22 protein-coding genes are annotated in these 20,393 nt (G+C 74.6%); 12 read left to right on the top strand and 10 right to left on the bottom strand.

Going from position 1 to position 20,393, the window contains the following annotated elements; genetic code table 11:
- Positions 1 to 206 precede the first annotated feature (206 nt).
- From H505_RS0126860 to H505_RS0126850, 3 genes are read left to right on the top strand one after another with little or no spacing between them, the layout of a single operon-like run.
- Positions 207 to 743: a nucleotidyltransferase family protein gene (locus tag H505_RS0126860; RefSeq protein WP_034520007.1), complete on the top strand. Its 537-nt coding sequence runs from the start codon at positions 207 to 209 to the stop codon at positions 741 to 743.
- Positions 740 to 985, top strand: coding sequence for a BON domain-containing protein (locus tag H505_RS0126855; protein ID WP_026404455.1), 246 nt, complete (start codon positions 740 to 742; stop codon positions 983 to 985). The genes H505_RS0126860 and H505_RS0126855 overlap by 4 nt, the downstream gene beginning before the upstream one ends.
- Positions 982 to 1,743 (top strand): metallophosphoesterase family protein, encoded by a 762-nt coding sequence (locus H505_RS0126850; RefSeq protein ID WP_026404454.1) that lies wholly within the window; start codon positions 982 to 984, stop codon positions 1,741 to 1,743. The genes H505_RS0126855 and H505_RS0126850 overlap by 4 nt, the downstream gene beginning before the upstream one ends.
- A gap of 47 nt (positions 1,744 to 1,790) precedes the next feature.
- Here the strand turns inward: H505_RS0126850 and H505_RS0126845 are convergent, their stop codons facing one another.
- Positions 1,791 to 2,639, bottom strand: coding sequence for an SDR family oxidoreductase (locus H505_RS0126845; protein WP_026404453.1), 849 nt, complete (start codon positions 2,637 to 2,639; stop codon positions 1,791 to 1,793).
- A 212-nt stretch (positions 2,640 to 2,851) separates the two neighbouring features.
- Here H505_RS0126845 and H505_RS0126840 point away from each other — a divergent pair, with 212 nt between their 5' ends.
- From H505_RS0126840 to H505_RS0126830, 3 genes are all read left to right on the top strand, one after another.
- On the top strand, positions 2,852 to 3,625 hold the full coding sequence (locus H505_RS0126840; RefSeq protein ID WP_026404452.1) for an SDR family oxidoreductase: 774 nt from the start codon (positions 2,852 to 2,854) through the stop codon (positions 3,623 to 3,625).
- Positions 3,626 to 3,633: 8 nt separating this feature from the next.
- Positions 3,634 to 4,398 (top strand): crotonase/enoyl-CoA hydratase family protein, encoded by a 765-nt coding sequence (locus H505_RS0126835; protein ID WP_026404451.1) that lies wholly within the window; start codon positions 3,634 to 3,636, stop codon positions 4,396 to 4,398.
- A 153-nt stretch (positions 4,399 to 4,551) separates the two neighbouring features.
- The gene (locus H505_RS0126830; RefSeq protein ID WP_026404450.1) at positions 4,552 to 5,622 is read left to right on the top strand and encodes a hypothetical protein; all 1,071 of its coding nucleotides are present in this window, start codon (positions 4,552 to 4,554) and stop codon (positions 5,620 to 5,622) included.
- A gap of 175 nt (positions 5,623 to 5,797) precedes the next feature.
- Here the strand turns inward: H505_RS0126830 and H505_RS0126825 are convergent, their stop codons facing one another.
- Complete coding sequence (locus H505_RS0126825) at positions 5,798 to 6,853, bottom strand: NAD(P)/FAD-dependent oxidoreductase (RefSeq protein ID WP_026404449.1); 1,056 nt, start codon at positions 6,851 to 6,853, stop codon at positions 5,798 to 5,800.
- Between the two features lie 106 nt (positions 6,854 to 6,959).
- On the bottom strand, positions 6,960 to 7,418 hold the full coding sequence (locus H505_RS0126820) for a winged helix-turn-helix transcriptional regulator (RefSeq protein WP_026404448.1): 459 nt from the start codon (positions 7,416 to 7,418) through the stop codon (positions 6,960 to 6,962).
- 85 nt (positions 7,419 to 7,503) lie between these two features.
- On the opposite strand from H505_RS0126820, the gene H505_RS44535 reads away from it, so the two are divergent.
- Positions 7,504 to 8,706, top strand: coding sequence for an MFS transporter (locus H505_RS44535; RefSeq protein WP_051301207.1), 1,203 nt, complete (start codon positions 7,504 to 7,506; stop codon positions 8,704 to 8,706).
- Positions 8,707 to 8,761: 55 nt separating this feature from the next.
- On the opposite strand, the gene H505_RS0126810 is transcribed toward H505_RS44535, so the two are convergent.
- Positions 8,762 to 9,973: an MFS transporter gene (locus tag H505_RS0126810; protein ID WP_026404447.1), complete on the bottom strand. Its 1,212-nt coding sequence runs from the start codon at positions 9,971 to 9,973 to the stop codon at positions 8,762 to 8,764.
- Between the two features lie 137 nt (positions 9,974 to 10,110).
- Here H505_RS0126810 and H505_RS0126805 point away from each other — a divergent pair, with 137 nt between their 5' ends.
- Positions 10,111 to 10,533 (top strand): MarR family winged helix-turn-helix transcriptional regulator, encoded by a 423-nt coding sequence (locus H505_RS0126805; RefSeq protein ID WP_026404446.1) that lies wholly within the window; start codon positions 10,111 to 10,113, stop codon positions 10,531 to 10,533.
- 153 nt (positions 10,534 to 10,686) lie between these two features.
- Positions 10,687 to 11,487 (top strand): SAM-dependent methyltransferase, encoded by an 801-nt coding sequence (locus tag H505_RS0126800; RefSeq protein WP_026404445.1) that lies wholly within the window; start codon positions 10,687 to 10,689, stop codon positions 11,485 to 11,487.
- A 22-nt stretch (positions 11,488 to 11,509) separates the two neighbouring features.
- Here H505_RS0126800 and H505_RS0126795 read toward each other — a convergent pair whose 3' ends face one another.
- The 3 genes from H505_RS0126795 to arfB all read right to left on the bottom strand — a co-directional run bounded on the left by H505_RS0126795 (position 11,510) and on the right by arfB (position 14,354).
- Positions 11,510 to 12,367, bottom strand: a complete 858-nt coding sequence (locus H505_RS0126795; RefSeq protein WP_026404444.1) for a transporter substrate-binding domain-containing protein — start codon at positions 12,365 to 12,367, stop codon at positions 11,510 to 11,512.
- A gap of 15 nt (positions 12,368 to 12,382) precedes the next feature.
- Positions 12,383 to 13,780, bottom strand: coding sequence for a hypothetical protein (locus tag H505_RS52510; RefSeq protein ID WP_026404443.1), 1,398 nt, complete (start codon positions 13,778 to 13,780; stop codon positions 12,383 to 12,385).
- 148 nt (positions 13,781 to 13,928) lie between these two features.
- Positions 13,929 to 14,354 (bottom strand): alternative ribosome rescue aminoacyl-tRNA hydrolase ArfB, encoded by a 426-nt coding sequence (gene arfB, locus H505_RS0126785; RefSeq protein WP_026404442.1) that lies wholly within the window; start codon positions 14,352 to 14,354, stop codon positions 13,929 to 13,931.
- Positions 14,355 to 14,433: 79 nt separating this feature from the next.
- On the opposite strand from arfB, the gene H505_RS0126780 reads away from it, so the two are divergent.
- On the top strand, positions 14,434 to 15,267 hold the full coding sequence (locus tag H505_RS0126780; RefSeq protein WP_026404441.1) for an oxygenase MpaB family protein: 834 nt from the start codon (positions 14,434 to 14,436) through the stop codon (positions 15,265 to 15,267).
- 181 nt (positions 15,268 to 15,448) lie between these two features.
- On the opposite strand, the gene H505_RS48110 is transcribed toward H505_RS0126780, so the two are convergent.
- Entirely contained in the window at positions 15,449 to 16,846 is a 1,398-nt protein-coding gene (locus tag H505_RS48110; protein WP_051301205.1) for a S1C family serine protease, read from the bottom strand.
- A 371-nt stretch (positions 16,847 to 17,217) separates the two neighbouring features.
- Here H505_RS48110 and H505_RS0126770 point away from each other — a divergent pair, with 371 nt between their 5' ends.
- Together H505_RS0126770 and H505_RS0126765 are read left to right on the top strand one after the other, a co-directional pair.
- Positions 17,218 to 17,949, top strand: coding sequence for a response regulator transcription factor (locus H505_RS0126770; protein ID WP_051301204.1), 732 nt, complete (start codon positions 17,218 to 17,220; stop codon positions 17,947 to 17,949).
- On the top strand, positions 17,946 to 19,526 hold the full coding sequence (locus tag H505_RS0126765) for a sensor histidine kinase (RefSeq protein WP_084550867.1): 1,581 nt from the start codon (positions 17,946 to 17,948) through the stop codon (positions 19,524 to 19,526). Before H505_RS0126770 ends, H505_RS0126765 begins: the two co-directional genes overlap by 4 nt.
- On the opposite strand, the gene H505_RS44525 is transcribed toward H505_RS0126765, so the two are convergent.
- Together H505_RS44525 and def are read right to left on the bottom strand one after the other, a co-directional pair.
- The gene (locus H505_RS44525) at positions 19,523 to 19,738 is read right to left on the bottom strand and encodes a hypothetical protein (protein ID WP_034519943.1); all 216 of its coding nucleotides are present in this window, start codon (positions 19,736 to 19,738) and stop codon (positions 19,523 to 19,525) included. The two genes, H505_RS0126765 and H505_RS44525, sit on opposite strands and share 4 nt — an antisense overlap.
- Before the next feature lie 131 nt (positions 19,739 to 19,869).
- Complete coding sequence (gene def, locus H505_RS0126755) at positions 19,870 to 20,391, bottom strand: peptide deformylase (protein ID WP_026404438.1); 522 nt, start codon at positions 20,389 to 20,391, stop codon at positions 19,870 to 19,872.
- Between the last annotated feature and the right edge of the window lie 2 nt (positions 20,392 to 20,393).

The raw sequence follows: 20,393 nt of genomic DNA, 5'->3' as shown, positions 1-20,393 counted from the left end.
CGCCGGCGCGGCCCGGAGCCCGGCGGCCCGGGCCGCGCCGGCGTCTCCCGCCCGAAGGAAAGGTCGAATAGGGCGGGTTTCAGTGGGTACCGCGACCGCGAGCGCCATCGAGGTCAGGGGATCGCGTGGTTGATGTGCAGACCCGGTCGTGGACGGCCGGGCGCGGGTCCGGGGCGCCGGGGCCGGGCGGCCCCGCGGAGGGGCTGATGCCCAGCCTGAAGCGGGCCGCGGCGGCGATGCGCGACGCGGACGTCCGGTACGCGCTCGCGGGCGGGTTCGCGGCGTACGCGCACGGGGCGGCGGTGTCGACGCACGACGTCGACTTCGTCGTGCGGCCGGAGGACGTCCGGGCCGCGCTGGAGGCGCTCGGCGAGGCGGGCATGACGCATCTGGAGAGCCCCGAGAACTGGCTGGAGAAAGCCTGCGACGGCGACCACGTGATCGACCTCATCCACACGCCGTCGGGGCGGCCGGTGGACGCGGAGCTGCTGGGCCGGACGACGGAGATCCCGGTGGGGGCGGTGTTCATGCCGGTGCTGCACCCGACCGACCTGGCGATCATGCGGCTGCTGGCGTTCACCGAGACGGCGTGCGATTTCAGCGGGTTCCTGCATGTGTGCCGGGCGCTGCGGGAGCAGGTGGACTGGGCCCGGGTCGCCGCCGAGACCGCCGGGTCCCCGTACGCCTACGCGTTCCTGACCCTGCTCGCCCGGCTGAACGTCATCGAAGGGGGCGTGCTGTGACCGACCCGTCCGCATACATATCGGCCCACATCCAGGAGCGGCTCGCGACCGAGGCGCACGAGCTCGGCATTCGCGTGGACGTCCGCGGCGACGTCGTCCATCTGCGGGGGCAGGTGGCGAGCGAGGAGCAGCGGCGGGACGTCGAGGAGGCCGCGCGCGCCGCGGCGGAGGGCCATCGCATCTGCAACGAGGTGTCCGTCTTCGAGGTCCGGGAGCCGGACCGGGAGGAGAGGATCTCATGATCCGTGTCGCGGCGGCGGGGGACCTGCACGTCGGCCCGGAGTCGGCCGGGATGTACCGGGCGCACCTGCACGAGATCGCCGAGCACGCGGACGTGTTCCTGGTGGCGGGCGACCTCACCCGGCACGGCACGCTGGAGGAGGGCCGGGTCGCGGCGGGCGAGCTGCGCGACCTCGGCCTCCCGGTGATCGCCGTGCTCGGCAACCACGACTACCACAGCGACCTCGAGGACGAGATGGCCGCGCTGCTGCGGGACGCGGGCGTCACCGTGCTGGAAGGGGACGGGACGGTCGTGGACTGCGACGGTGCGCGGTTCGGCGTCGCGGGCGGCAAGGGGTTCGGCGGCGGCTTCGAGGGGAGGTGCGCGGGGGAGTTCGGGGAGCCGGAGATGAAGGAGTTCGTCCGGCACACGAAGGACTTCTCGGCCCGGCTCGGGACGGCGCTGCTGGAGCTCGACGCGGACGTGCGGGTGGCGCTGACGCACTACTCGCCGGTGGACGACACGCTGGAGGGCGAGCCGCCGGAGATCTACCCGTTCCTCGGCAGCTACCTGATGGGCGAGGCGATCGACGCGGCGGGCGCGGACCTCGCCGTCCACGGGCACGCGCACAAGGGGACGGAGAAGGGCCTCACGAAGGGCGGCGTGCGGGTCCGGAACGTGGCGCTGCCGGTGCTCCAGCACGCGTACGCGCTGTACCACCTGGAGGTGCCGGAGAGCGCGGAGGCGGAGCGGATCGCGGAGCGCGTGTCCGCCTGGTGACCGCGCGGGCCCGGCCCGCCAGGCGACCGGCCGGGCCTCAGCGGGCCTCAGCCCGGGTGGATCTCGCCGCCGGCCGGGACGAGCGTCTGGCCCGAGTAGTACGACGACGTGCGGTTCGCGGCGAAGAAGACGTACGACGGCGCGACCTCGTCGGGGTCGGCGGCGCGCCCCATCGGCGCCTGCTGCCCGAAGTCCTCGACCTTCTCGGCGTCGAACGTCGCGGGGATCAGCGGCGTCCAGACCGGGCCGGGCGCGACGCAGTTGACCCGGATCTCGCGCTCCATGAGGTTCTGCGCGAGGGACGCGGTCAGCGCCATCACCGCCGCCTTGCTCGCCGAGTAGTCGATCAGCGTCTTGTTGCCGCGCAGCCCGTTGATGGAGCCGGTGATGACGATGGACGAGCCGGGGCCGAGGTGGTCGAGCGCCTCCTGGATCGTCCAGAACACGGCGAAGACGTTGACCTCGAACGTGCGGCGGAGCTGCGCGTCGTCGATCTCCCGGACGTCCTGGACCGGGGTCTGCGTGCCGTGGTGCAGGACGAGGACGTCCAGCCCGCCGAGGTCGCGGACGGCGTTGCGCACGACCTCGCGGGCGTGCCGCTCCTCGGCGAGGTCGCCGCGGAACGCGACGCAGCGGCGGCCGGTCGCGGTCACGAGGCCGGTGGTGCGGCGGGCGTCGTCGTCCTCGTCGAGGTAGGTGATCGCGACGTCCGCGCCCTCCTTGGCGAACGCGACGGCGACGGCCCGGCCGATGCCGGAGTCCCCGCCGGTGATCAGCGCGCGGCGCCCGTCCAGCAGCCCGCTGCCGGTGTAGTCGCGCATCTCGTCCTTCGGTTCGGGCGTCATGTCCCGCGTGCGCCCCGGGTAGGGCTGGCTCTGCGCCGGTCGTTCGCTCATGTCCGTCCGTACACCCCTTGGATCTCGGAGAGGGCTGGATCCGGTAGGTAGGGCGGGTGCCCGGAGCGGTCGGCGGCAAACGCCGGGCCCTATTGTGACCCTGGAGTAACATCCGTGCCTCCGCGATCCGCCGGGGTGTGAGCAGAGCGCGCGGTGACGTCTGGGTAACATCACCCCGAACCACATTCGGTCCCTCACGTAAGGTGCTGCTTATGGACCTGAACGGAGTTTCCGCCGTCGTATCCGGTGGCGCGAGCGGCCTCGGCGAGGCCACCGTCCGATCGCTGGCCGCCGCGGGCGCCAAGGTGGTCGTCGCCGACCTCAACGAGGACAAGGGCAAGGCCCTCGCCGACGAGGTCGGCGGCGTCTTCGTGAAGACGGACGTGTCGAACGAGGAGCAGGTGCAGGCCGCGGTGCAGGCCGCCGTCGACACCGGCGCCCCGCTGCGCGTCGTCGTCAACAGCGCCGGCATCGGCTGGGCCTCGCGGACCGTCGGCCGCGACGGCTCCCCGCACGACCTGAGCGCGTTCGAGACCGTCATCCGGGTGAACCTCATCGGCACCTTCAACCTGATGCGGATCGGCGCCTCCGCCATCTCCAAGACCGAGCCCGCGGACGCCGACGGCCTGCGCGGCGTCGTTATCAACACCGCGTCCGTCGCCGCCCTCGAGGGCCAGACGGGCCAGGTCGCGTACTCGGCGTCCAAGGGCGGCATCGTCGGCATGACGCTGCCCGCCGCCCGCGACCTCGCCGCGGTCGGCGTCCGGGTCAACACCATCTGCCCCGGCATCATCGACACCCCGATCTACGGCGAGGGCGAGGCCGCCGAGGCGTTCAAGGCCAAGCTGGCCGCGCCCGTCCCCTTCCCGAAGCGGATGGGCACGGCCGCGGAGTTCGCGCACCTGGTCAAGTCCCTCATCGAGAACGACTACATGAACGGCGAGACCATCCGCTTCGACGGTGGTATCCGCTTCCAGCCGAAGTGAGGCACTGAATGTCCGACGCTGTTCTGACCGAAGAGGACGGGGCCGTCCTCACCATCACGATCAACCGTCCCGAGGCCAAGAACGCCGTCAACAGCGCCGTGGCGCAGGGCATCGCGGCCGCGATGGAGGAGCTCGACACCCGCAAGGACCTGTCGATCGGCATCCTCACCGGCGCCGGCGGCACGTTCTGCGCCGGCATGGACCTCAAGGGGTTCCTCACCGGTGACAACCCGATCGTCGAGGGCCGCGGGTTCGCGGGCATCGTCGAGCGGCCGTCCGCCAAGCCGCTGATCGCGGCCGTCGAGGGCTACGCGCTCGCCGGCGGCTGCGAGGTCGCCCTCGCCTGCGACATGGTCGTGGCGGCGAAGGACGCCCAGTTCGGGCTGCCGGAGCCGAAGCGCGGCCTCGTCGCCGCGGGCGGCGGCCTGCTCCGGCTGCCGCAGCGCATCCCGTTCCACATCGCCATGGAGATGGCGCTGACCGGCGACAAGTACGCCGCGGAGCGGATGGCCGAGCTCGGGTTCGTCAACCGGCTCACCGAGCCGGGCGGCGCGCTCGCCGCGGCCAAGGAGCTGGCGCTGAAGGTCGGCGAGAACGCCCCGCTGGCCCTCGCCGCCACCAAGCGGATCATCGTCGAGTCGCCCGACTGGTCGGACGCCGAGACGTGGCAGAAGCAGCAGGAGATCACGCTGCCGGTGTTCACGTCGAAGGACGCCCAGGAGGGCCCGGCGGCCTTCGCCGAGAAGCGCAAGCCCAACTGGAAGGGCGAGTAACCGTTCGCGTCTCGCGCGTCACGCAGAGAACGCCCGGAACTTCGGTTTCGGGCGTTTTCTTCTTTTTCTGTGGCCTGATGCGGAACAGCCCTTACCGCCGAGTAAGCGGTCCCGTACTGTGATCCCTGCCAAAACTGGATCTTGGGAGCGGATATGCGACGGAAAGCGGCGATGGTCACCGCCGTGGCCTTCGGTGCCGGGACGCTCGCCCTGGCGGCGCCCGCACACGCCGCCGGCTGGCGGGACATCCCCAGCGCGGCCCTCAACTACGACGGCAGCCTCGACAAGGTCGACTTCGGTGCGACCAACGCGGGCTGGGCCGTCGGGTCCGCGGGGAACATCTTCAGCCCGCAGGCCAAGCTCGTCCGGTGGAACGGCTCCGGCTGGGTCGCCGACCAGAGCCCCATCGGCTTCACCCCCACCGACGTCGCCGTCGCCGGCCCGAACAAGGCGTGGGTGATCGGCTACAGCTGGAACGGCACCAAGGGCCTCTACTGGAACGGCACCCAGTGGAGCGAGGTGTCGTACCCGCTCGTCGGGTTCCCGACGGCCGTCGACGCCGCCCCCGACGGCACCGCCTGGTCGATCGCCGGCATCGACGCCGCCGCCGGCGGCCCCTGCGCGATCCTCCGCTGGACCGGCAGCGCCTGGGTCGACCCGCAGGTCCCGCTTCCGCCCTCGTCGACCATCACCGCCGTGGACGTCAACTCCGCCAACGACGTGTGGCTCGCCGGGACCGTGTCGTCCACCGGCACCTCCGTCAACGGCCTCGTCATGCACTGGAACGGCTCGGAGTGGACGACGATGGTCGTCCCGGGCGCGATGGGCGTCCCCGGCTACCAGGGCACGATGCACCGCATCGTCGCGCACGGCCCGAACAACGTGTACGTCCTGCGCGTCCGCCAGAACGCGCAGATCACCAACGCGCTCATGCACTGGAACGGTTCGTCCTGGCGGACGATCGACACCCCGCTGAACGCCGCGGGCATCGGCCTGTCGTCGGACGGCGGGAGCGGCGTGGTCATGCTCCCGATCACGACCGGCGCCAAGTCCCAGTACATGCACTACGACGGCGCCCGCTGGACCACCTACGACGGCCCGTCGCGCACCGGGACGGTCCAGGCGAGCGACATCGACGCCCGCCCCGGCACGTCCGCCGTCGTCAGCGCCGGCACCGCGTCCGACCCGAGCAAGAAGGTCCCCTTCATCGAGTACTTCGGCTGACCCCGAACCCCGACGAACCCCGACCGCGGCGGCCCGGCGGGCAGGTCCTCACGGACCTCCCCGCCGGGCCGCCGCCGTTCCGCCGCCTTGGCGCGCGGTCACAGGCCAGTTCGTCGGGCGGGTCCTCACGGGCCTGCCCGCCGGGCCGCCGCCGTTCCGCCGGCTTCGCGCGCGGTCACAGGCCGAGTTCGGCGGCGGTGTCCTCGGCGATGGCGGGGGAGCAGGTCATGCCGCGCTCGCCGGCCCCGGCGACGAGCCACACGTCCTCGGCGACCCGCTCGCGGTGGACGATCCGGGACGGGTCGGCGCACCGCGCGCGGACGTCCGTCCACCGGTGGCGGACGGGCGGGAGGGGGCGCCCGAGGACGGCCTCGGCGGCGTCCAGGAGCCGGTCGTACGCGTCGGCGTCGGCGTCGTCGGCGCCGGGCGGACCCGGCTCGCCGCAGGCGCGCGGGTCGCCGACGGCCAGACCGCCGTCGAGGCCCGGCACGATGAGCAGCCGCCCGGCGGCGTCGGCGACGGACGTCGCGAGCGGCTCGTCGGGCGGCGCGGTCCGCAGCATCCGCAGCCGCACCCGGCGGACGGGCGGGTCGGGCGCGAGGCCGCGCACCCACCCGGTCGGCGGCGCGCCCGTGCACAGGACGACGGCGTCCGCCTCGTGGGTCGCGCCGCGATCGTCGCGGACGGACGCGGTGCCCACGTCGCGCATGTCGCCGAGGCCGCGCACGTCGCGGCCGGGCAGCCACGTGTACCGGCCCGACCCGGCGAGGCGCTCCCGGACGGCCGGCAGGACGGTCCGGGGTTCGACGGCCGCGTCCCGTTCGCACCACAGCGCCGCGAGCATCGCGCCGCGCAGCGCGGGGTCGACGGCGCGGGCCTCGTCGGGGCCGAGGAGCTTGCAGCCGCGCTCGGCGGCGTCCGGGCGCTCGGCGAGGTCCCCGAGCGCGGCGAGTTCGGCGTCGGTGCGGGCGACGGTGAGGGACCCGGTGGCGCGGAAGCCCGCGCCGGGGACGTCCCGCCCGATCCGCTCCCACAGTTCGCGTGCGCGGAGCGCCGCGGCGAGCCCGGCGCCGTCCGCGCGCCCCCCGACCCGCACCAGGCCGCAGTCGCGGACGGGCGCGCCGCGCGGCCCGGGCCCGCGGTCCACCTGGAGGACGTAGTGGCCGCGCCGGACGGCCTCGGCGGCGTGCATCGTGCCGAGCACGCCGCCCCCGACGATGACGATTCGCATAGGCCCACGGTGGGACACGCCGATATGGGGCCCGTGGCCGTGCGGTGGCGAGCCGGTGAACACGCACCGGCCGGTCTGGACGGACGTCCGGGGGCCGGGGCGGGCGTCAGGAGGGCCGGAGCACCGAGGTGGTGTCGCTCGTCAGCGGGGTGCCGTCGGCCGCCGCGGGTACGAGGACGGGGACGCGCGCGCCGGTGCCGTCGACGAGGACCGAGTGCGGCTCGCCGGCGCCGAACGCGTGGCGCTCGCCCCACTGCCGCATCGCGACGATCACGGGGAAGAGGTCCTTGCCCGCGTTGGTGAGCGCGTAGTGCCTGCGCCTGCCCGAGGGGGCCTCGACCTGGGCGAGCAGGCCGTGGGCGGTGAGCCGGCGGAGCCGGTCGGTGAGGATGTTGCGGGCGATGCCGGTGCGCCGCTGGAAGTCGGTGAAGGAGCGGGCGCCGTCCATCGCGTCGCGGAGGACGAGCAGGCTCCACCGGTCGCCGACCAGGTCGGCCGTGCGGGCGACCGGGCAGCCGGGGTCCGTCCAGGCGGGGCCCGTCCCGCCGGTGTCGCCGCCGGTCATCACCCCTCCAGAGAGTTGCTTATTGAAACCATTCTGCCTTACGCTCCGATCGGTTGCAAAACGAAACCAATTGGAGGGGGCGGGCGTGAACCGGTGGGCGAGACTGCTGGCGGCGGTCGTGTGCGGGGTCGCGGTGGCGAGCGTGTACGCCGGGCAGCCGGTGCTGGAGCCGATGGGCCGCGACCTGGGCGTCCCGGCCGACGCGCTCGGCGGGCTCGTGGCCGCCGGCCAGCTCGGCTACCTCGCGGGGCTGGTGCTGCTGGTGCCGCTGGGCGACGTGCTCGACCGCAGGCGCCTGATCGCCGCGCACCTCGCCCTGGTGGCCGCGGGATCGGCGCTCACCGCCGCCGCCCCGGACGCCCCGGCCGCGTTCGCCGGGCTGGCCGTCGCGGGCCTGTTCGCGGTCGTCGTGCAGACGACCGTCGCGCACACGGCCGCCGTCTCCCCGGACGCCGAACGGGGGCGCGACCTCGGCGCCGTGACGTCCGGCGTGGTGATCGGCATCCTCGGGGGGCGCGTCGCCGCGGGCGCCCTCGCGGACGTGTGGGGATGGCGGAGCGTCTACCTGGCGCTGGCCGTCCTCGCCGCCGCCCTCGCGCCGCTCGCTTTCGCGCTGCCGCCCGCGCCCGTCCGTCCGGACGCGCCGCGGTACGGGCGGCTGCTGCGGTCCTTCGGCGGGCTGTTCGTCCAGCCGCCGTTCCTCGGCCGCGGGCTGGTCGCGTTCTTCCTCTTCGCGTCGTTCGGCACGCTGTGGAGCGGCATGGCGCTGCCGCTCGCCGGACCGCCCCGGTACCTGGACGAGACGCAGATCGGGCTGTTCGGCCTCGCCGGGCTCGCCGGCGCGCTCGGCGCGACCCGGGCCGGACGCTGGGCCGACGCCGGGCACGCGCGCCGGGTCACCGGTCTCGCGCTCGCCCTCCTGCTCGCCTCCTGGGCGGCGATCGGGCAGCTCCCGTGGTCGCTGCCGCTGCTGCTCGCGGGCGTGATCGTGCTCGACTTCGCCGTCCAGGCCGTCCACGTGAGCAACCAGCACGCGCTCACCGCCGCCTACCCGGACCGCGCCGGCTCGGTGATCGGCGGCTACATGGTCTTCTACTCGCTCGGCTCCGCCCTCGGCGCCGCCGCCACCGCGGCCCTGTACGACGCCGCCGGCTGGACCGGGTCGGCCGTCCTCGGCGCGGCGTTCGCGCTCTGCGCGCTCGCCGTCCGGACGATCGGCGACCCCGCGACGGCCCGCGGGCCGCGCCCGTCCGGGCGTCCCGCACCCTGCCGCTCCACGCCCGGTTAGGCCGCGGGACGGCGGCAGGGCCGAGCGGCCCGCCGAACCGCCGGGCCGTCGGCGGTCATGGCCGGTGTCCCTGCGCGGGCTCCGGGACCGCGCCGACGCGGCCGTCCCCCGAGGGTTGCTTTCCGGCGCCCCGTGCCAGGGCCCCGGCGAGTACGGCGATGGCGAGGCCCGCCGCGCCCAGCGCTCCGCCGATCCAGGACGGTGACGTGTAGCCGAGGCCCGCGTCGATCGCCATCCCGCTCAGGAAGGGGCCCAGGGCGTTGCCGAGGTTGAAGGCGCCGATGTTGGCGGCGGACGCGAGCGCGGGCGCGCCCTCGGCCGCGTCCAGCACCCGCGTCTGCAGCGGCGGAACCGACGCGAACCCGATGAACCCGAACAGGACGACCGTCACGACCAGCGCGACCCGCGAGTGCGCGGTGAACCAGAACGCGAGGGACACGACGGTGATGCCGCCGAGCGTCCCGTAGATCGCGGGCATGAGCGCCCGGTCGGCCATCCGGCCGCCGAACAGGTTCCCGGCGACCAGGCCGGCGCCGAACAGCACCATCACGACCGGCACCGCGCCGCCGTCGAAGCCCGCGACCCGGGTGGTGATCGGCTCGATGTAGGTGTAGACGGCGAAGACCGGCGCGTAGCCGATCGCGGTCATGCCGAGCGCCAGCCAGACCTGCGGCCGCGCGAACGCGGAGAGCTCCCGGCGCAATCCGGCGTCCGCGGGGCGGGGCCGGGACGGGACGAGCGCCGCGAGGCCCGCGAAGGCGACCAGCCCGATCGCGACGATCGCCCAGAACGCTGCGCGCCACCCGACCTGCTGGCCGATGAACGCCCCGGCGGGCGCGCCCAGCACGTTCGCGAGCGTCACCCCCGTGAACATGAGCGCGATGGCGCGGGCCTTGCGGTCCGGCGCGACGAGCTCCGCCGCGACGACCGCCCCGATGCCGAAGAACGCCCCGTGCGTCAGCGACGCCACGATCCGCCCGGTCATGAGGACCCCGTACGTGGGGGCGAGCGCCGACAGGGCGTTCCCGGCCAGGTACAGGACCATCAGCCCCAGCAGCATCGTCTTGCGGGGCAGCCGCGCGCCGAGCGCCGTCAGGACGGGCGCGCCGACGGTCACGCCGAACGCGTACGCGGACACGAGCAGCCCCACGGCCGGCACCGACACGCCGAACTCGGCGGTGAGCTGGGGGACGAGCCCCATCGTGACGAACTCGCTGGTACCGATGCCGAACGCGCTGATGATCAGCGCCAGCAGTGCGACGGGCACGCCGCCTCCTCCTCGGATAGCATTAACAGCGTGCGCAATAGAACGCGCACAGCGGTAGTTGCATAAGACGATAGTTGCAGACGCGTGCTATCTCACCATGCAAGCATGGTGCGGGCCACCGTCAGGGAGTGTGAGGCATGTCACGAGCGCAGGGGTGGCGGCGCCTGGCCGCGCTGCACGACCGCATCGAGGACCGCATCGAGCGCGCCTTGCAGGAGGCCCACGGCCTGAACGTGAACGAGTACTGCGTCCTGCACCTGCTGTCCCAGCAGCGCGAGGACCACATGCGGATGCAGCGGCTCGCCGAGGCCGTCGTGCTCAGCCAGAGCGCCACCACCAGGCTCGTCACCCGCCTGGAGGACCGGGGCCTGCTCGCCCGCTACATCTGCCCGACCGACCGCCGCGGCATCTACGCCGACGTCACCGAGTCCGGGCGCGAACTCCTCGGGAGGGCCACCCCCACCCACGACGCCGCGTTCCAGGACGCCCTCGCCGAAGCCGCCGAGGACCCCGGGTTGGCCCCGCTCGTCCGGGCCCTGGACGCTCTCCCGTCGTCCTGAACCGCGCGGGGTCGGCCACGGCGAACCCGTTGCCGGAGGACCGCAGGCGGATGCGGACGGGGGTGCCGGGGCGCGAGGTCGGCGAAACGGAGTCGGTTTCGGGTTGCCGCGGCTACGATGCCGGGACATCCCCTCCAACTGAATGAGGCCCGCATGGCCGAGGTGCCCCCGGACGTGCCCACGGACGTCCCGACCGCCGCCCGCGTGTACGACGTGATGCTGAACGGCAAGGACAACTTCGCCGTCGACCGCCAGGTCGCCGAGGCCAGCCTGAAAATCATGCCGGAGCTGCGGGACATCGCCCTGCACAACCGCGCGATGCTGCACCGAGTGGTGCGGTACCTGGCGGCGGAGGAGGGCGTCACCCAGTTCCTCGACCTCGGCTCGGGCCTGCCGACGGCGCGCAACACCCACGAGGTGGCGCACGGGATCGACCCGGCGGCCCGCGTCGTGTACGTGGACATCGACCCGATCGTCCTGGCGCACGGCCGCGCGATCCTCGCCGACAACCCGAACACGACGGTCGTGACGGCCGACATCCGCGACCCCCGGGCCCTGCTGGAGCGCGCCGAGGTGCGCCGCCTCCTCGACTTCTCCAAGCCGGTCTGCGTGATGCTCTGCGGCATCCTGCACCACCTCGCCGACGACGAGAAGCCCGGGGAGATCGTGGAGACGCTCCGCGATGCCGTGCCCAGCGGGTCGTACTTCTTCATCACCAACTTCACCCGGCTCGGCGACGCGCCCGAGTCGGTCGCGCTGGAGAAGCAGCTCCTCGAGCAGCTCGGGACGGGCCGGGTGCGGACGCCCGCCGAGCTGGCCGCGTTCTTCGACGGCCTGGAGATCCTCGCGCCGGGCCTCGTCCCGCTGCCGCTGTGGCGCCCCGACGAGCCGATCCTGGACGCCGGCACCATCGACGTCCGGTTCATGACCGGAGGCGTCGGCCGCAAGCCCTAACGGGAGCGGCCGGGGGCGGTGCTCAGGGGCAGCCCTCGAACTGGGGGACCGAGGCGGGGAGGTCCAGGCCGGACGTGCCGAACCAGCGGTCGAGCATGGTCGCGGCGGCACCGTTCTGGTACATGCCGGTCAGGATGCGGTTCACCTCGAGGCAGCCTTCCCGGTCCCCCTCCGGGAGGGCGATGCCGTACTTCACGTCCGTGAAGGGGGCGTTGACGACGGTGGTGCCGGGGACGGCCGCCGCGAGCCCGGCGAGGACCAGGTCGTCGGTCGTCGCGGCGTCGACGCGTCCGGCGGCCACCGACTCGGCGCACGCCGCGTAGGACGCCATCGGCACCGGGACGGCCGCCACCTCCCGGTCGCCGGTCACCACCCACCAGGAGTCGGAGCCGGACACCTTGCAGATCCGCTTGCCGCGCAGGTCCCGGACGGTGCGGACGGCGCGGTCGCCCTGCCGGACGAGGATGTCCTGGTGCGCGAGGTAGTACGGGCCGGCGAACGTGACCCGGTCCTTGCGCGCCGCGGTGATCGGACGGGTCGAGACGGCCATGTCGATCGTGCCGTCGCGCAGCGCGTCCTCGGGGCGTGCCGAGCGGAGCGGCCGGAGGGTCACGTCGGCGGGGGCGACGCCGAGCCGTCCTGCGACGTAGGCCGCCACGTCGATCTCGAAGCCTTCGAGCGGGCCGCCGCCGGTCCGGGCGGACAGGCCGGGGAGGTCGTGGTCGACGCCGATCACCAGCGCGTCCCGTCCGGTGACCGACTCGGGCTCGCCGCCGTACACCAGGGGAGCGGCCGCCAGGGCCGCCGCCAGGAGCGCGGCGGACAGCGCGGCGAGGACGGCCGTGGCGACACGGGTGCGGGCGCTGCGGACGGTGCGCACGGACGGCTCCTGTTCTCAGCGGTACTCGGCGAGGCGCGGCCGGATCCCGGCCGCGATCAGCGCGCCGACGGCCAGCGCCGCGACCGGCGGCAGCCGGGTCATCGGCCGCAGCGCCCGCTCGGCCTCCAGCGCGGCGCGGACCCGGCGGGCCTGGTGGCGGCCGATCCGGGCGTCGATCTCGCGGTCGTACGCCCGGAAGGCGGGATGCGGCAGCTTCCGCCAGCGGGGGTCCCGGTGCGCCCGGGCCGCCGCGTCGAGGCGTCCGTCCTCGGCGAGCCCCCGGACGGTCCGGTCGAGGTCCTGGTAGGTCCGGTAGGCGGCCAGCAGCGCGGCGGTGCCGGACGCCTCCGGACGGCTCGCCTCCCGGCGCTCCCGCCCGCCGAAGTAGCCCCCGAAGTCCACGCTCCGGCCGAGGGCCCGGTAGTAGCCGTCCAGGTCGGACGCCCCGGCGACGTAGAGGATCGCCTGGGACTTGTCGAGGTACCGGCGGTCGTAGCGGTCGGCGTGCTCGGGGTCGAGGATCTGCCGGGCCCGGTCGGTGTACATGCTCGTGCCGAGCGCCCGGACGCGGGTCAGGCCGAGGGCGGGGTCCAGGCCCGTCTGCTTGGCCGTCCGCAGCCGCTCCGCCTCGCCGGTCAGCCGCGCCGCCACCGTCGCCGTCAGCGCCAGCGCGCCCACCAGCGCGGCGGCCAGCGGCAGGGACACCAGGCGGCGGAACCGCCGGGCCAGGTACACCTGGAGCCCGGCGATGGCCGCTACCAGGGCCAGCCCCGCGCCCAGCACGCGCAGCCGGCCGGCGAGGACGGACGCGCGCTCCTCCCGGTAGGCGGTCGTGACGCCGGCGGCCTCCTCGGCGGCCAGGTTGGACGCCCGGGGCAGCAGCTCCCGGGTCATGAGGGCGGTCGCCGTCCGGTACTCCCGGACGGCCTCGGGCGGCGGCGCCCCGGGGTCCGCCGCCGCGTCCATCGCCGCCTGGACGTGCTGGTCGTAGTCGTGGAGCCCGTTCAGCAGCGCCTGCACGGTCCGCATGCGGGCCCGGTCCGTCCGTCCGGTCCGGGCGGCGGCCAGCGCGGCGCGCTGGGCGTCCTCGCGGCGGATGTCGTACATGTACCGGGCGCCGCTGCGCTCGCAGCCGGCGCCCGCCGGCTCCGGGGCGCACAGCCAGTCGGCCTCGCCCCCGGCGAGCAGGACCCGGGTCGCCTGCGCGTCCATGTCGGTGAGCGCGAGGTACATGCCGCCGATGCGCTCCGCCAGGGGGCCCTCGCGCTCGCCGAGCGTCCGCACCCCCGCACGGGCGTCCCCGACCGCCGCGTACGCCGAGGCGGCCAGGACCGCCAGCGCCAGCAGGGCCAGGGCGGCCAGTGCCCGGACGCGACCCGCGACGGTGCCGACACCCCACGGCTTGACGGGCACGTCCGGCCCCCTCCAGATGCGACGCCGAGATCGCTTTCCAGTCTTGGGGCGCCGCCGGTCCCGGGCAAGACGACCGGCGTGCCCGGTTCCGGCCCGCCGAAATGCGGCGAATGACCTTGAACGGGCCCGTCCGGACGGGGGAGGCGGGTCAGTCCCAGCGGCGGGAGCGTTCGCGCTTGACGGCCGAGCGCCGCTTCTTGTTCTCCAGCCGGCGCTCGTTGAGGCCGCGCGGCATCTTCTTCGGGATGCGCTTCTTCGGCGGTGGTGCGATGGCCTCGGCGAGGACCGACGCCAAGCGCGCGCGGGCGGCGTCGCGGTTGCGCACCTGCGACCGGTACTCCTCGGCGCGGATCGTCAGGACGCCCCGGACGAGCCGTCCCGCGAGGCGTTCGAGGGCGCGGGACCGGTAGGGCTCGGGGAGGGACGGCGACGCGGCGACGTCGAAGGACAGTTCGGCGGCGGTCGCGCTGGTGTTGACGTGCTGCCCGCCCGGCCCCGAGGAGCGGGAGAAACGCCAGCGCAGCTCGGCCTCGGGGATCGAGACCGGACCGCGGATCGGGATCGAGTCGGACATGCGGGTGATTATCCCCGCTGCGGGGTGATCTTGTCCTCCGGGTTTCCACGCATGCAAGTACTTACTTACACTGATCGCCATGACCGAGGGACTGTTCCGGGACGAGGACCTGATCCGGGTGATCACCCGCGAGGGCGCGCTCATCGCGGCGGGCGGGGCGGCGTCACTGCTGCAGACCGCCCACCCGCAGGTGGCCCAAGGGGTATACGACCACAGCTATACGCACGAGGATCCGCTGCGCCGCCTGCGCAACACCATGGGGTGGCTGTACGCGGTCCAGTTCGGCACGAAGGACGAGGCGGAGACGTTCAGCGCCCTCGTCTGGAAGGGACACGAGCAGGTCACCGGCCCGGGCTACCGGGCGAACGACCCCGACCTCCAGGTGTGGGTGGCCGCGACCCTGTTCGCCGTGGCCGCGCAGTTCTACCAGGCGCTCTTCCGCCGGAAACTGGACGAACGCGAGCTCGAGGAGTTCTACGGGCAGACGAAGGTCTACGCGACCATCCTCGGCTGCCCGGAAGGGCGGATGCCCGAGACCTACCGGGACTTCCGCGAGTACTACGCCGGGATGCTGCACACGATCAAGGTCAACGACACGTCGCGCGCCGTCGCCGACCAGGTGCTCAACCCGAAGCTGCCCGGCGGGATCCTGGCCGCGCCCGGCCTGGCCGCGATCCGGCTGCTCACCGTCGGGCTGATGCCCGCGCCGATCCGCGAGCAGTACGGCTGGAAGTGGAACGCGGCGCGGCGCCTCCGGTTCCGGCTGCTGCTCGGCGCGCTGTCGCTGGTGTACCCCCGCCTGCCGGTCCGGGTCCGGACCATCCCGCGCGACTACTACCTCGCCACCACCCGCACGATGCTCTCCAAGGTGCGGCACAAGCCCACCATCCCGGCCCCCGCCGAACGCGTCTGACGCATCCGCCCGCCGCATCCGCCCGCCGAACACGGGACGGCCGCGCGTCCCCGCTGGTAAGGGACGCGCGGCCGTCCTGCCGAGGGCGCTCCCGAGCCCGGCCCGGCCGGGAACGTCCTCCGACCGCGGCGCCGCCCGTCCGCCCGCTCCCCCCAGAGCTCCGGCCGGACGGCGCCCGCGGTCAGACCGCGGCCGCCGCGATGATCTTCGCGGCGGTCTGCTTCGCACTGTCGATCGGGATCGCGAACCCGAGGCCGATGCTGCCCGAGCCGCCGCCGGACGTGAGGATCGCGGTGTTGATCCCGATGACCTGCCCGGACGCGTTCACGAGCGCGCCGCCCGAGTTGCCCGGGTTGATCGGCGCGTCCGTCTGGATCGCGTTCTCGATCACCGTCCGCTCCTCCTGACTGAGCTCCTCCTGGAGGCCCGGGGGCAGCCAGGGCGCCTGCCGCTCGGGCCGGTCGCTCCCCTCGCTGACCTGCCGCCCGAGCCCGCTCACGATCCCCGACGTCACCGAGCCGTCCAGGCCGAGCGGGCTGCCGACGGCGAGCACCTGGTCGCCGACCGCGAGCCCCTCGGTGGTACCGAACGACGCCGGCTTCAAACCCGAGACGCCCTCCGCCTTCAGGACCGCGATGTCGTTCGTCCGGTCGGCGCCGACGACCTGCGCCCGCGCGGTGCTCCCGTCACTGAACTTCACCGCGACCTGCTGAGCCCCGTCGACCACGTGCGCGTTCGTGAGGATCGTCCCGTCCTCGCCCAGGACCACCCCCGAGCCGCCGCTGCTGCCCGCCCCCGACTGCGCCGTGATCGACACGACGCTCGGCAGCACGGCCGCCGCGACCGCCGACACCGAGCCGTTCGCGTTCGACGCGCCCGTGACGGCGGTCGGCGCGGACCGCGCGGGCTCGTCGGTCAGCGCGAGCGCCGCCGCGGCGCCGCCCGCGCCCGCGGCGACGGCGAGCGCCAGCGCGGCGGCGCCCAGCGCGACCGCCCGCCGGACCCCGCGCGGCCGCCGCGCCCCCGCCCCGCCCCCGCCGGGCACGCCGAATGCCCCGGGCCCGCCCCGAGCGTCACCCGCCCCGTACGCCCCCGGCACCCCGGCCGTCCCGGTGGCCCCGTATGCGCCTGGCACCCCGTAGGTGCCGTGGCCCGGTGCCTCGTGCGTGGCGGACGTGCCGGGCGCCCCGTGGGGGCCGTGCGTGCCGGACGTGCCCGCCTCGCTGGGCGTGCCGGGCACCCCGTACGTGCCGGGCGTCCCCAGCGCCCCGGACACGCCGTGCGCGCCCGCCGCCCCGGGCGCGCCGGACGTGCCCGCCGCGCCGTGCGTGCCCGCTGCGCCCGCCGTGCCGGGGGCGCTGGGCGTGCCCGGCGCCGATTCCGTCCCGTACGCGCCCTGGGCGCCGCGGGTTCCGTGGTCGGGTGGGCGCGGGGTGCCGTGGGGCGGGGTCTCGGCGGCCGGGCCGGTGGACGGCTCGCGGTGCGGGTCTGCGGGCTCGGCGGGCGTCCCGGGCACGCCTCCGTGCGGGTGGAAGTCGGGTCGCTCGGGCTCCGACCGGTGCGTCCGTTCGCCGCTCATCTCATCCCCCTCGTGGTGGCTCGTCCATGAGCCTGCGTCGCGGAACTGCATCCGGGCTGCATCCGACCTGAAAGTGTCCTGAACGCCCGCCGTACGGGAAAACCGCGGCCGGAGGGGGACGTGCGGCGGTTCGTCCCCCTCCGGCCGCGGTCGCTGGCCAGGGCGCGGGACCCCCGCTCCCTGGCCGGGACCGGGCGCGCCCTGTGCCCTCACCCAACCGCACCTACCTGACCGTTCGCTGAACGCGCGCTGCCGATCTCCCGTGCGCGTCCGCCGCCGCGGCGGCGGTCACCGCATCCCCCGGGAACGTTCAGGGAGCATTCAGCTTCGGATGGGAACCTCTACCGTGATGGTGGAGGGAGCTGTGTCAGTTGGTTGAACGGACGGGCGCGAACGGCGGCCGGACACCCGAGGCGACCCTGCTCGTCGTCGAGGACGAGCCGAACATCCTCGAACTGCTCGCCGGGAGCCTGCGGTTCACCGGCTTCGAGGTGGTGACGGCGACGAACGGGGCGGACGCGGTGCAGTCGGCGCGGCGGCACCGGCCCGACCTGATCGTCCTCGACGTGATGCTGCCCGACATCGACGGGTTCGACGTCGCGCGCCGGCTGCGGTCCGGGGGCGACCACACGCCCGTCCTGTTCCTCACGGCCCGCGACGCCGTCCAGGACCGGATCAAGGGCCTCACGATCGGCGGCGACGACTACGTCACCAAGCCGTTCAGCCTGGAGGAGGTCATCGCCCGCATCCGGGCGGTGCTGCGGCGGTTCCGCGGCGGGACCGCCGAACCCCCGCCGCGGCTGGTGTTCGCCGACATCGAGCTCGACGAGGACAGCCACGAGGTGTGGCGGAACGGCCGCGCCATCCAGCTCTCGCCGACCGAGTTCAAGCTGCTGCGCTACTTCATGGCGAACGCCGGACGGGTCGTGTCGAAGGCGCAGATCCTCGACCACGTGTGGAACTACGACTTCCAGGGCGACGCGGGGATCGTCGAGTCGTACGTGTCCGCGCTGCGCCGCAAGGTCGACAACGTCGAGCCGCGGCTGATCCACACCCTGCGGGGCGTGGGCTACGTGCTGCGCGAGCCCCCGAAGACGGGATGACCGCCGCGCCGCCCGGCGGGCCCGCGCCGCCGGGCCCGTACGGCGCGGGCCCGCCCGCGCCGCCGGGCCCGTACGGCGCGCACCCGGCGCGCCCGCCCGGGCGGCGGCCGCTCACCGGGCTCGGGCGCCTCTGGGGGCGGACGTCGCTGCGCGTCAAGCTGATCGCCGGGATGATGGTGCTCGTCACCCTCGGGATGACCGTGATGGCCGTCGCGGGCGCGTCCGTCCTGCGGCAGTACCTGGTGAACCGCGCCGACGAGCAGCTGTACAGCTCGGTGGACCGCACCATCGAGCAGGTCCGGCCGTACCTGGAGCGCGGTGTCCGGCCCATCGAGCTGCGGATCCCCAGCGAGACGTACGGGGAGATCCGCACGACCGGCAACCGGGTCGTCGACCGCAGCACCGCGCTCGACGAGCGCGGCTACCCGCGGCTGCCCGCCGACCTGTCCGGGCGGCTGGACGAGCCGTTCACCGTGCCGGGCGCGGGCGGTTCGGGGTCCCCGTGGCGGGTGCTCGCCGCGCCGATCCCGGGCGGCGGCACGCTCGTCCTCGGCACCAGCATGGCGCAGATCGAGCAGACGGTCCGGCGGCTCGTCGCGATCGACCTGATCGTCGGCCTGTCCGTGCTGTCGGTGCTCGTGGGCCTCGGCGCGTGGGTCGTCCGGGCGGCGCTGCGGCCGCTGTCGGCGATCGAGGCGACGGCGGGGGCGATCGCGGCGGGGAACCTGTCGCGGCGCGTCCCCGAGGCCGACCGGCGGACGGAGATGGGGCGGCTCGGCCGGTCGCTGAACAGCATGCTCGCGCAGATCGAGGCGGCGTTCCGGGCCCGCGCCGAGTCGGAGGAGGCGGCGCGCCGGTCGGAGGAGTCCGCGCGGCGCTCGGAGGAGCGGATGCGGCGGTTCATCGCCGACGCCAGCCACGAGCTGCGCACCCCGCTCACCGCCATCCGCGGCTTCGCCGAGTTCTACCGGCAGGGCGCCGCGCGCGGCCCCGAGGAACAGGGCCGGCTGATCGGCCGCATCGAGGACACCGCCGCCCGCATGGGCCTGCTCGTCGAGGACCTCCTCCTGCTCGCCCGCCTCGACCGGCAGCGCCCCATCGAGCGCCGCCCCGTCGACCTGCTCGCCGTCGCCGCCGACACCGTCCAGGAGACCCGCGTGCTCGCGCCGGACCGGGCCGTCCAGCTGAAGGTCGCCGGCGGCACGGCCTACCAGGTTCGGGGGGACGAGCCGCGGCTGCGGCAGGTGCTCGGCAACCTGCTGACGAACGCGCTCGCGCACACGCCCGCGGGGACGCCCGTCGAGGTGCGGCTGGCGTCCGGCACGCTGCGCGGCGCGCCCGCCGCCGCCGTCGAGGTCGCCGACGAGGGGCCGGGCCTCTCCCCGGAGGCGAAGGAGCGCGTCTTCGAGCGCTTCTACCGGGCGGACGCGTCCCGGTCCCGGGAGGACGGCGGCACGGGCCTCGGCCTCGCGATCGTCGCGGCCCTCGTCGCCGCGCACGACGGCGTCGTCGAGGTCGACTCGACCCCCGGCGAGGGCGCCGTCTTCCGCGTCGTCATCCCCCTCGACACCGACTAGCGCGGCGGGCCGCGGAAGCCGTGCGGGTCCAGCAGCGACGCCGTCACGCCCGCGCCGATCAGGCCCAGCGACATCAGCCCCACCTCGTGCAGCACCATGCCGGTGACCAGCATCGCGAGCGCCGCGACCAGCAGCACCCACAGCAGCGGGCGGCCGCGCCACCACGGGCGGCGCCGCTCCGTCGTCCGGGCCGCCTCGCCGTACTCCACCATGGCCGTCCTCCGGGGTTCCGCGTCTCCTTCCATGAGACGCAAAGAACCGGGCGGCCACCATCGGTGCGAGGACCCATTTCCCTATCCCGCGACCCCCACTTTCGGAGGATGTCGCCCAGCAGGGACCGGGGTCAGGCGCGCAGGGCGCGCATCGCCTCGCGGCGGGCGTCCCCGGACAGGACGTCGATGTAGAGGCGCCCGTCCAGGTGCCCGCACTCGTGCTGGAGGCAGCGGGCGAAGTACCCCGTCCCCTCGACGCGGACCGGGGCGCCCTTCACGTCGACGCCCTCGACGACCGCGTGCTCGGCCCGGGGGGTGTCGAACCGCAGGTCGGGCACGCTCAGGCAGCCCTCCGACTCGACGAGCGCGGCGCCGTCGGCGACCGTCAGGACCGGGTTGACGACGTGCCCGACGTGGCGGCGGCCCCGGTCGTCGTCGCAGTCGTAGACGAACACGCGAAGGCCGACCCCCACCTGGTTCGCCGCCACCCCGGCGCCGTTCTCGGCGTACATGGTGGCGAACATGTCGTCGACGAGGCGTTCGAGGGAGGCGTCGAACGTCCGCACCGGGTCGCACTCGGTCCGCAGGACCGGGTCCCCGACGACCCGGATCGGGCGCGGATTCCCCTTGCGCGTGGTGGTTCGCTTGCTCACCC

The organism is Actinomadura rifamycini DSM 43936 (genome assembly GCF_000425065.1).
In the GTDB taxonomy this organism is placed as follows: Bacteria; Actinomycetota; Actinomycetes; order Streptosporangiales; family Streptosporangiaceae; genus Spirillospora; species Spirillospora rifamycini.
Note: the sequence above shows the minus strand (reverse complement) of the source record. Positions and strands in the feature narration are given on the sequence as shown.

Excerpts from the sequence above, each read along its gene's own strand:
- H505_RS0126820 (WP_026404448.1), bottom strand. The coding sequence starts at position 7,418 with ATGACCGGCGGCGACACCGGCGGGACGGGCCCCGCCTGGACGGACCCC.
- arfB (WP_026404442.1), bottom strand. The coding sequence starts at position 14,354 with ATGTCCGACTCGATCCCGATCCGCGGTCCGGTCTCGATCCCCGAGGCC.
- H505_RS0126805 (WP_026404446.1), top strand. The coding sequence starts at position 10,111 with ATGTCACGAGCGCAGGGGTGGCGGCGCCTGGCCGCGCTGCACGACCGC.
- H505_RS44525 (WP_034519943.1), bottom strand. The coding sequence starts at position 19,738 with ATGGTGGAGTACGGCGAGGCGGCCCGGACGACGGAGCGGCGCCGCCCG.
- H505_RS0126765 (WP_084550867.1), top strand. The coding sequence starts at position 17,946 with ATGACCGCCGCGCCGCCCGGCGGGCCCGCGCCGCCGGGCCCGTACGGC.
- H505_RS0126850 (WP_026404454.1), top strand. The coding sequence starts at position 982 with ATGATCCGTGTCGCGGCGGCGGGGGACCTGCACGTCGGCCCGGAGTCG.
- H505_RS0126825 (WP_026404449.1), bottom strand. The coding sequence starts at position 6,853 with ATGCGAATCGTCATCGTCGGGGGCGGCGTGCTCGGCACGATGCACGCC.
- H505_RS0126845 (WP_026404453.1), bottom strand. The coding sequence starts at position 2,639 with ATGAGCGAACGACCGGCGCAGAGCCAGCCCTACCCGGGGCGCACGCGG.
- H505_RS0126840 (WP_026404452.1), top strand. The coding sequence starts at position 2,852 with ATGGACCTGAACGGAGTTTCCGCCGTCGTATCCGGTGGCGCGAGCGGC.
- H505_RS0126780 (WP_026404441.1), top strand. The coding sequence starts at position 14,434 with ATGACCGAGGGACTGTTCCGGGACGAGGACCTGATCCGGGTGATCACC.
- H505_RS0126860 (WP_034520007.1), top strand. The coding sequence starts at position 207 with ATGCCCAGCCTGAAGCGGGCCGCGGCGGCGATGCGCGACGCGGACGTC.
- H505_RS0126800 (WP_026404445.1), top strand. The coding sequence starts at position 10,687 with ATGGCCGAGGTGCCCCCGGACGTGCCCACGGACGTCCCGACCGCCGCC.
- H505_RS0126830 (WP_026404450.1), top strand. The coding sequence starts at position 4,552 with ATGCGACGGAAAGCGGCGATGGTCACCGCCGTGGCCTTCGGTGCCGGG.
- H505_RS48110 (WP_051301205.1), bottom strand. The coding sequence starts at position 16,846 with ATGAGCGGCGAACGGACGCACCGGTCGGAGCCCGAGCGACCCGACTTC.
- H505_RS0126835 (WP_026404451.1), top strand. The coding sequence starts at position 3,634 with ATGTCCGACGCTGTTCTGACCGAAGAGGACGGGGCCGTCCTCACCATC.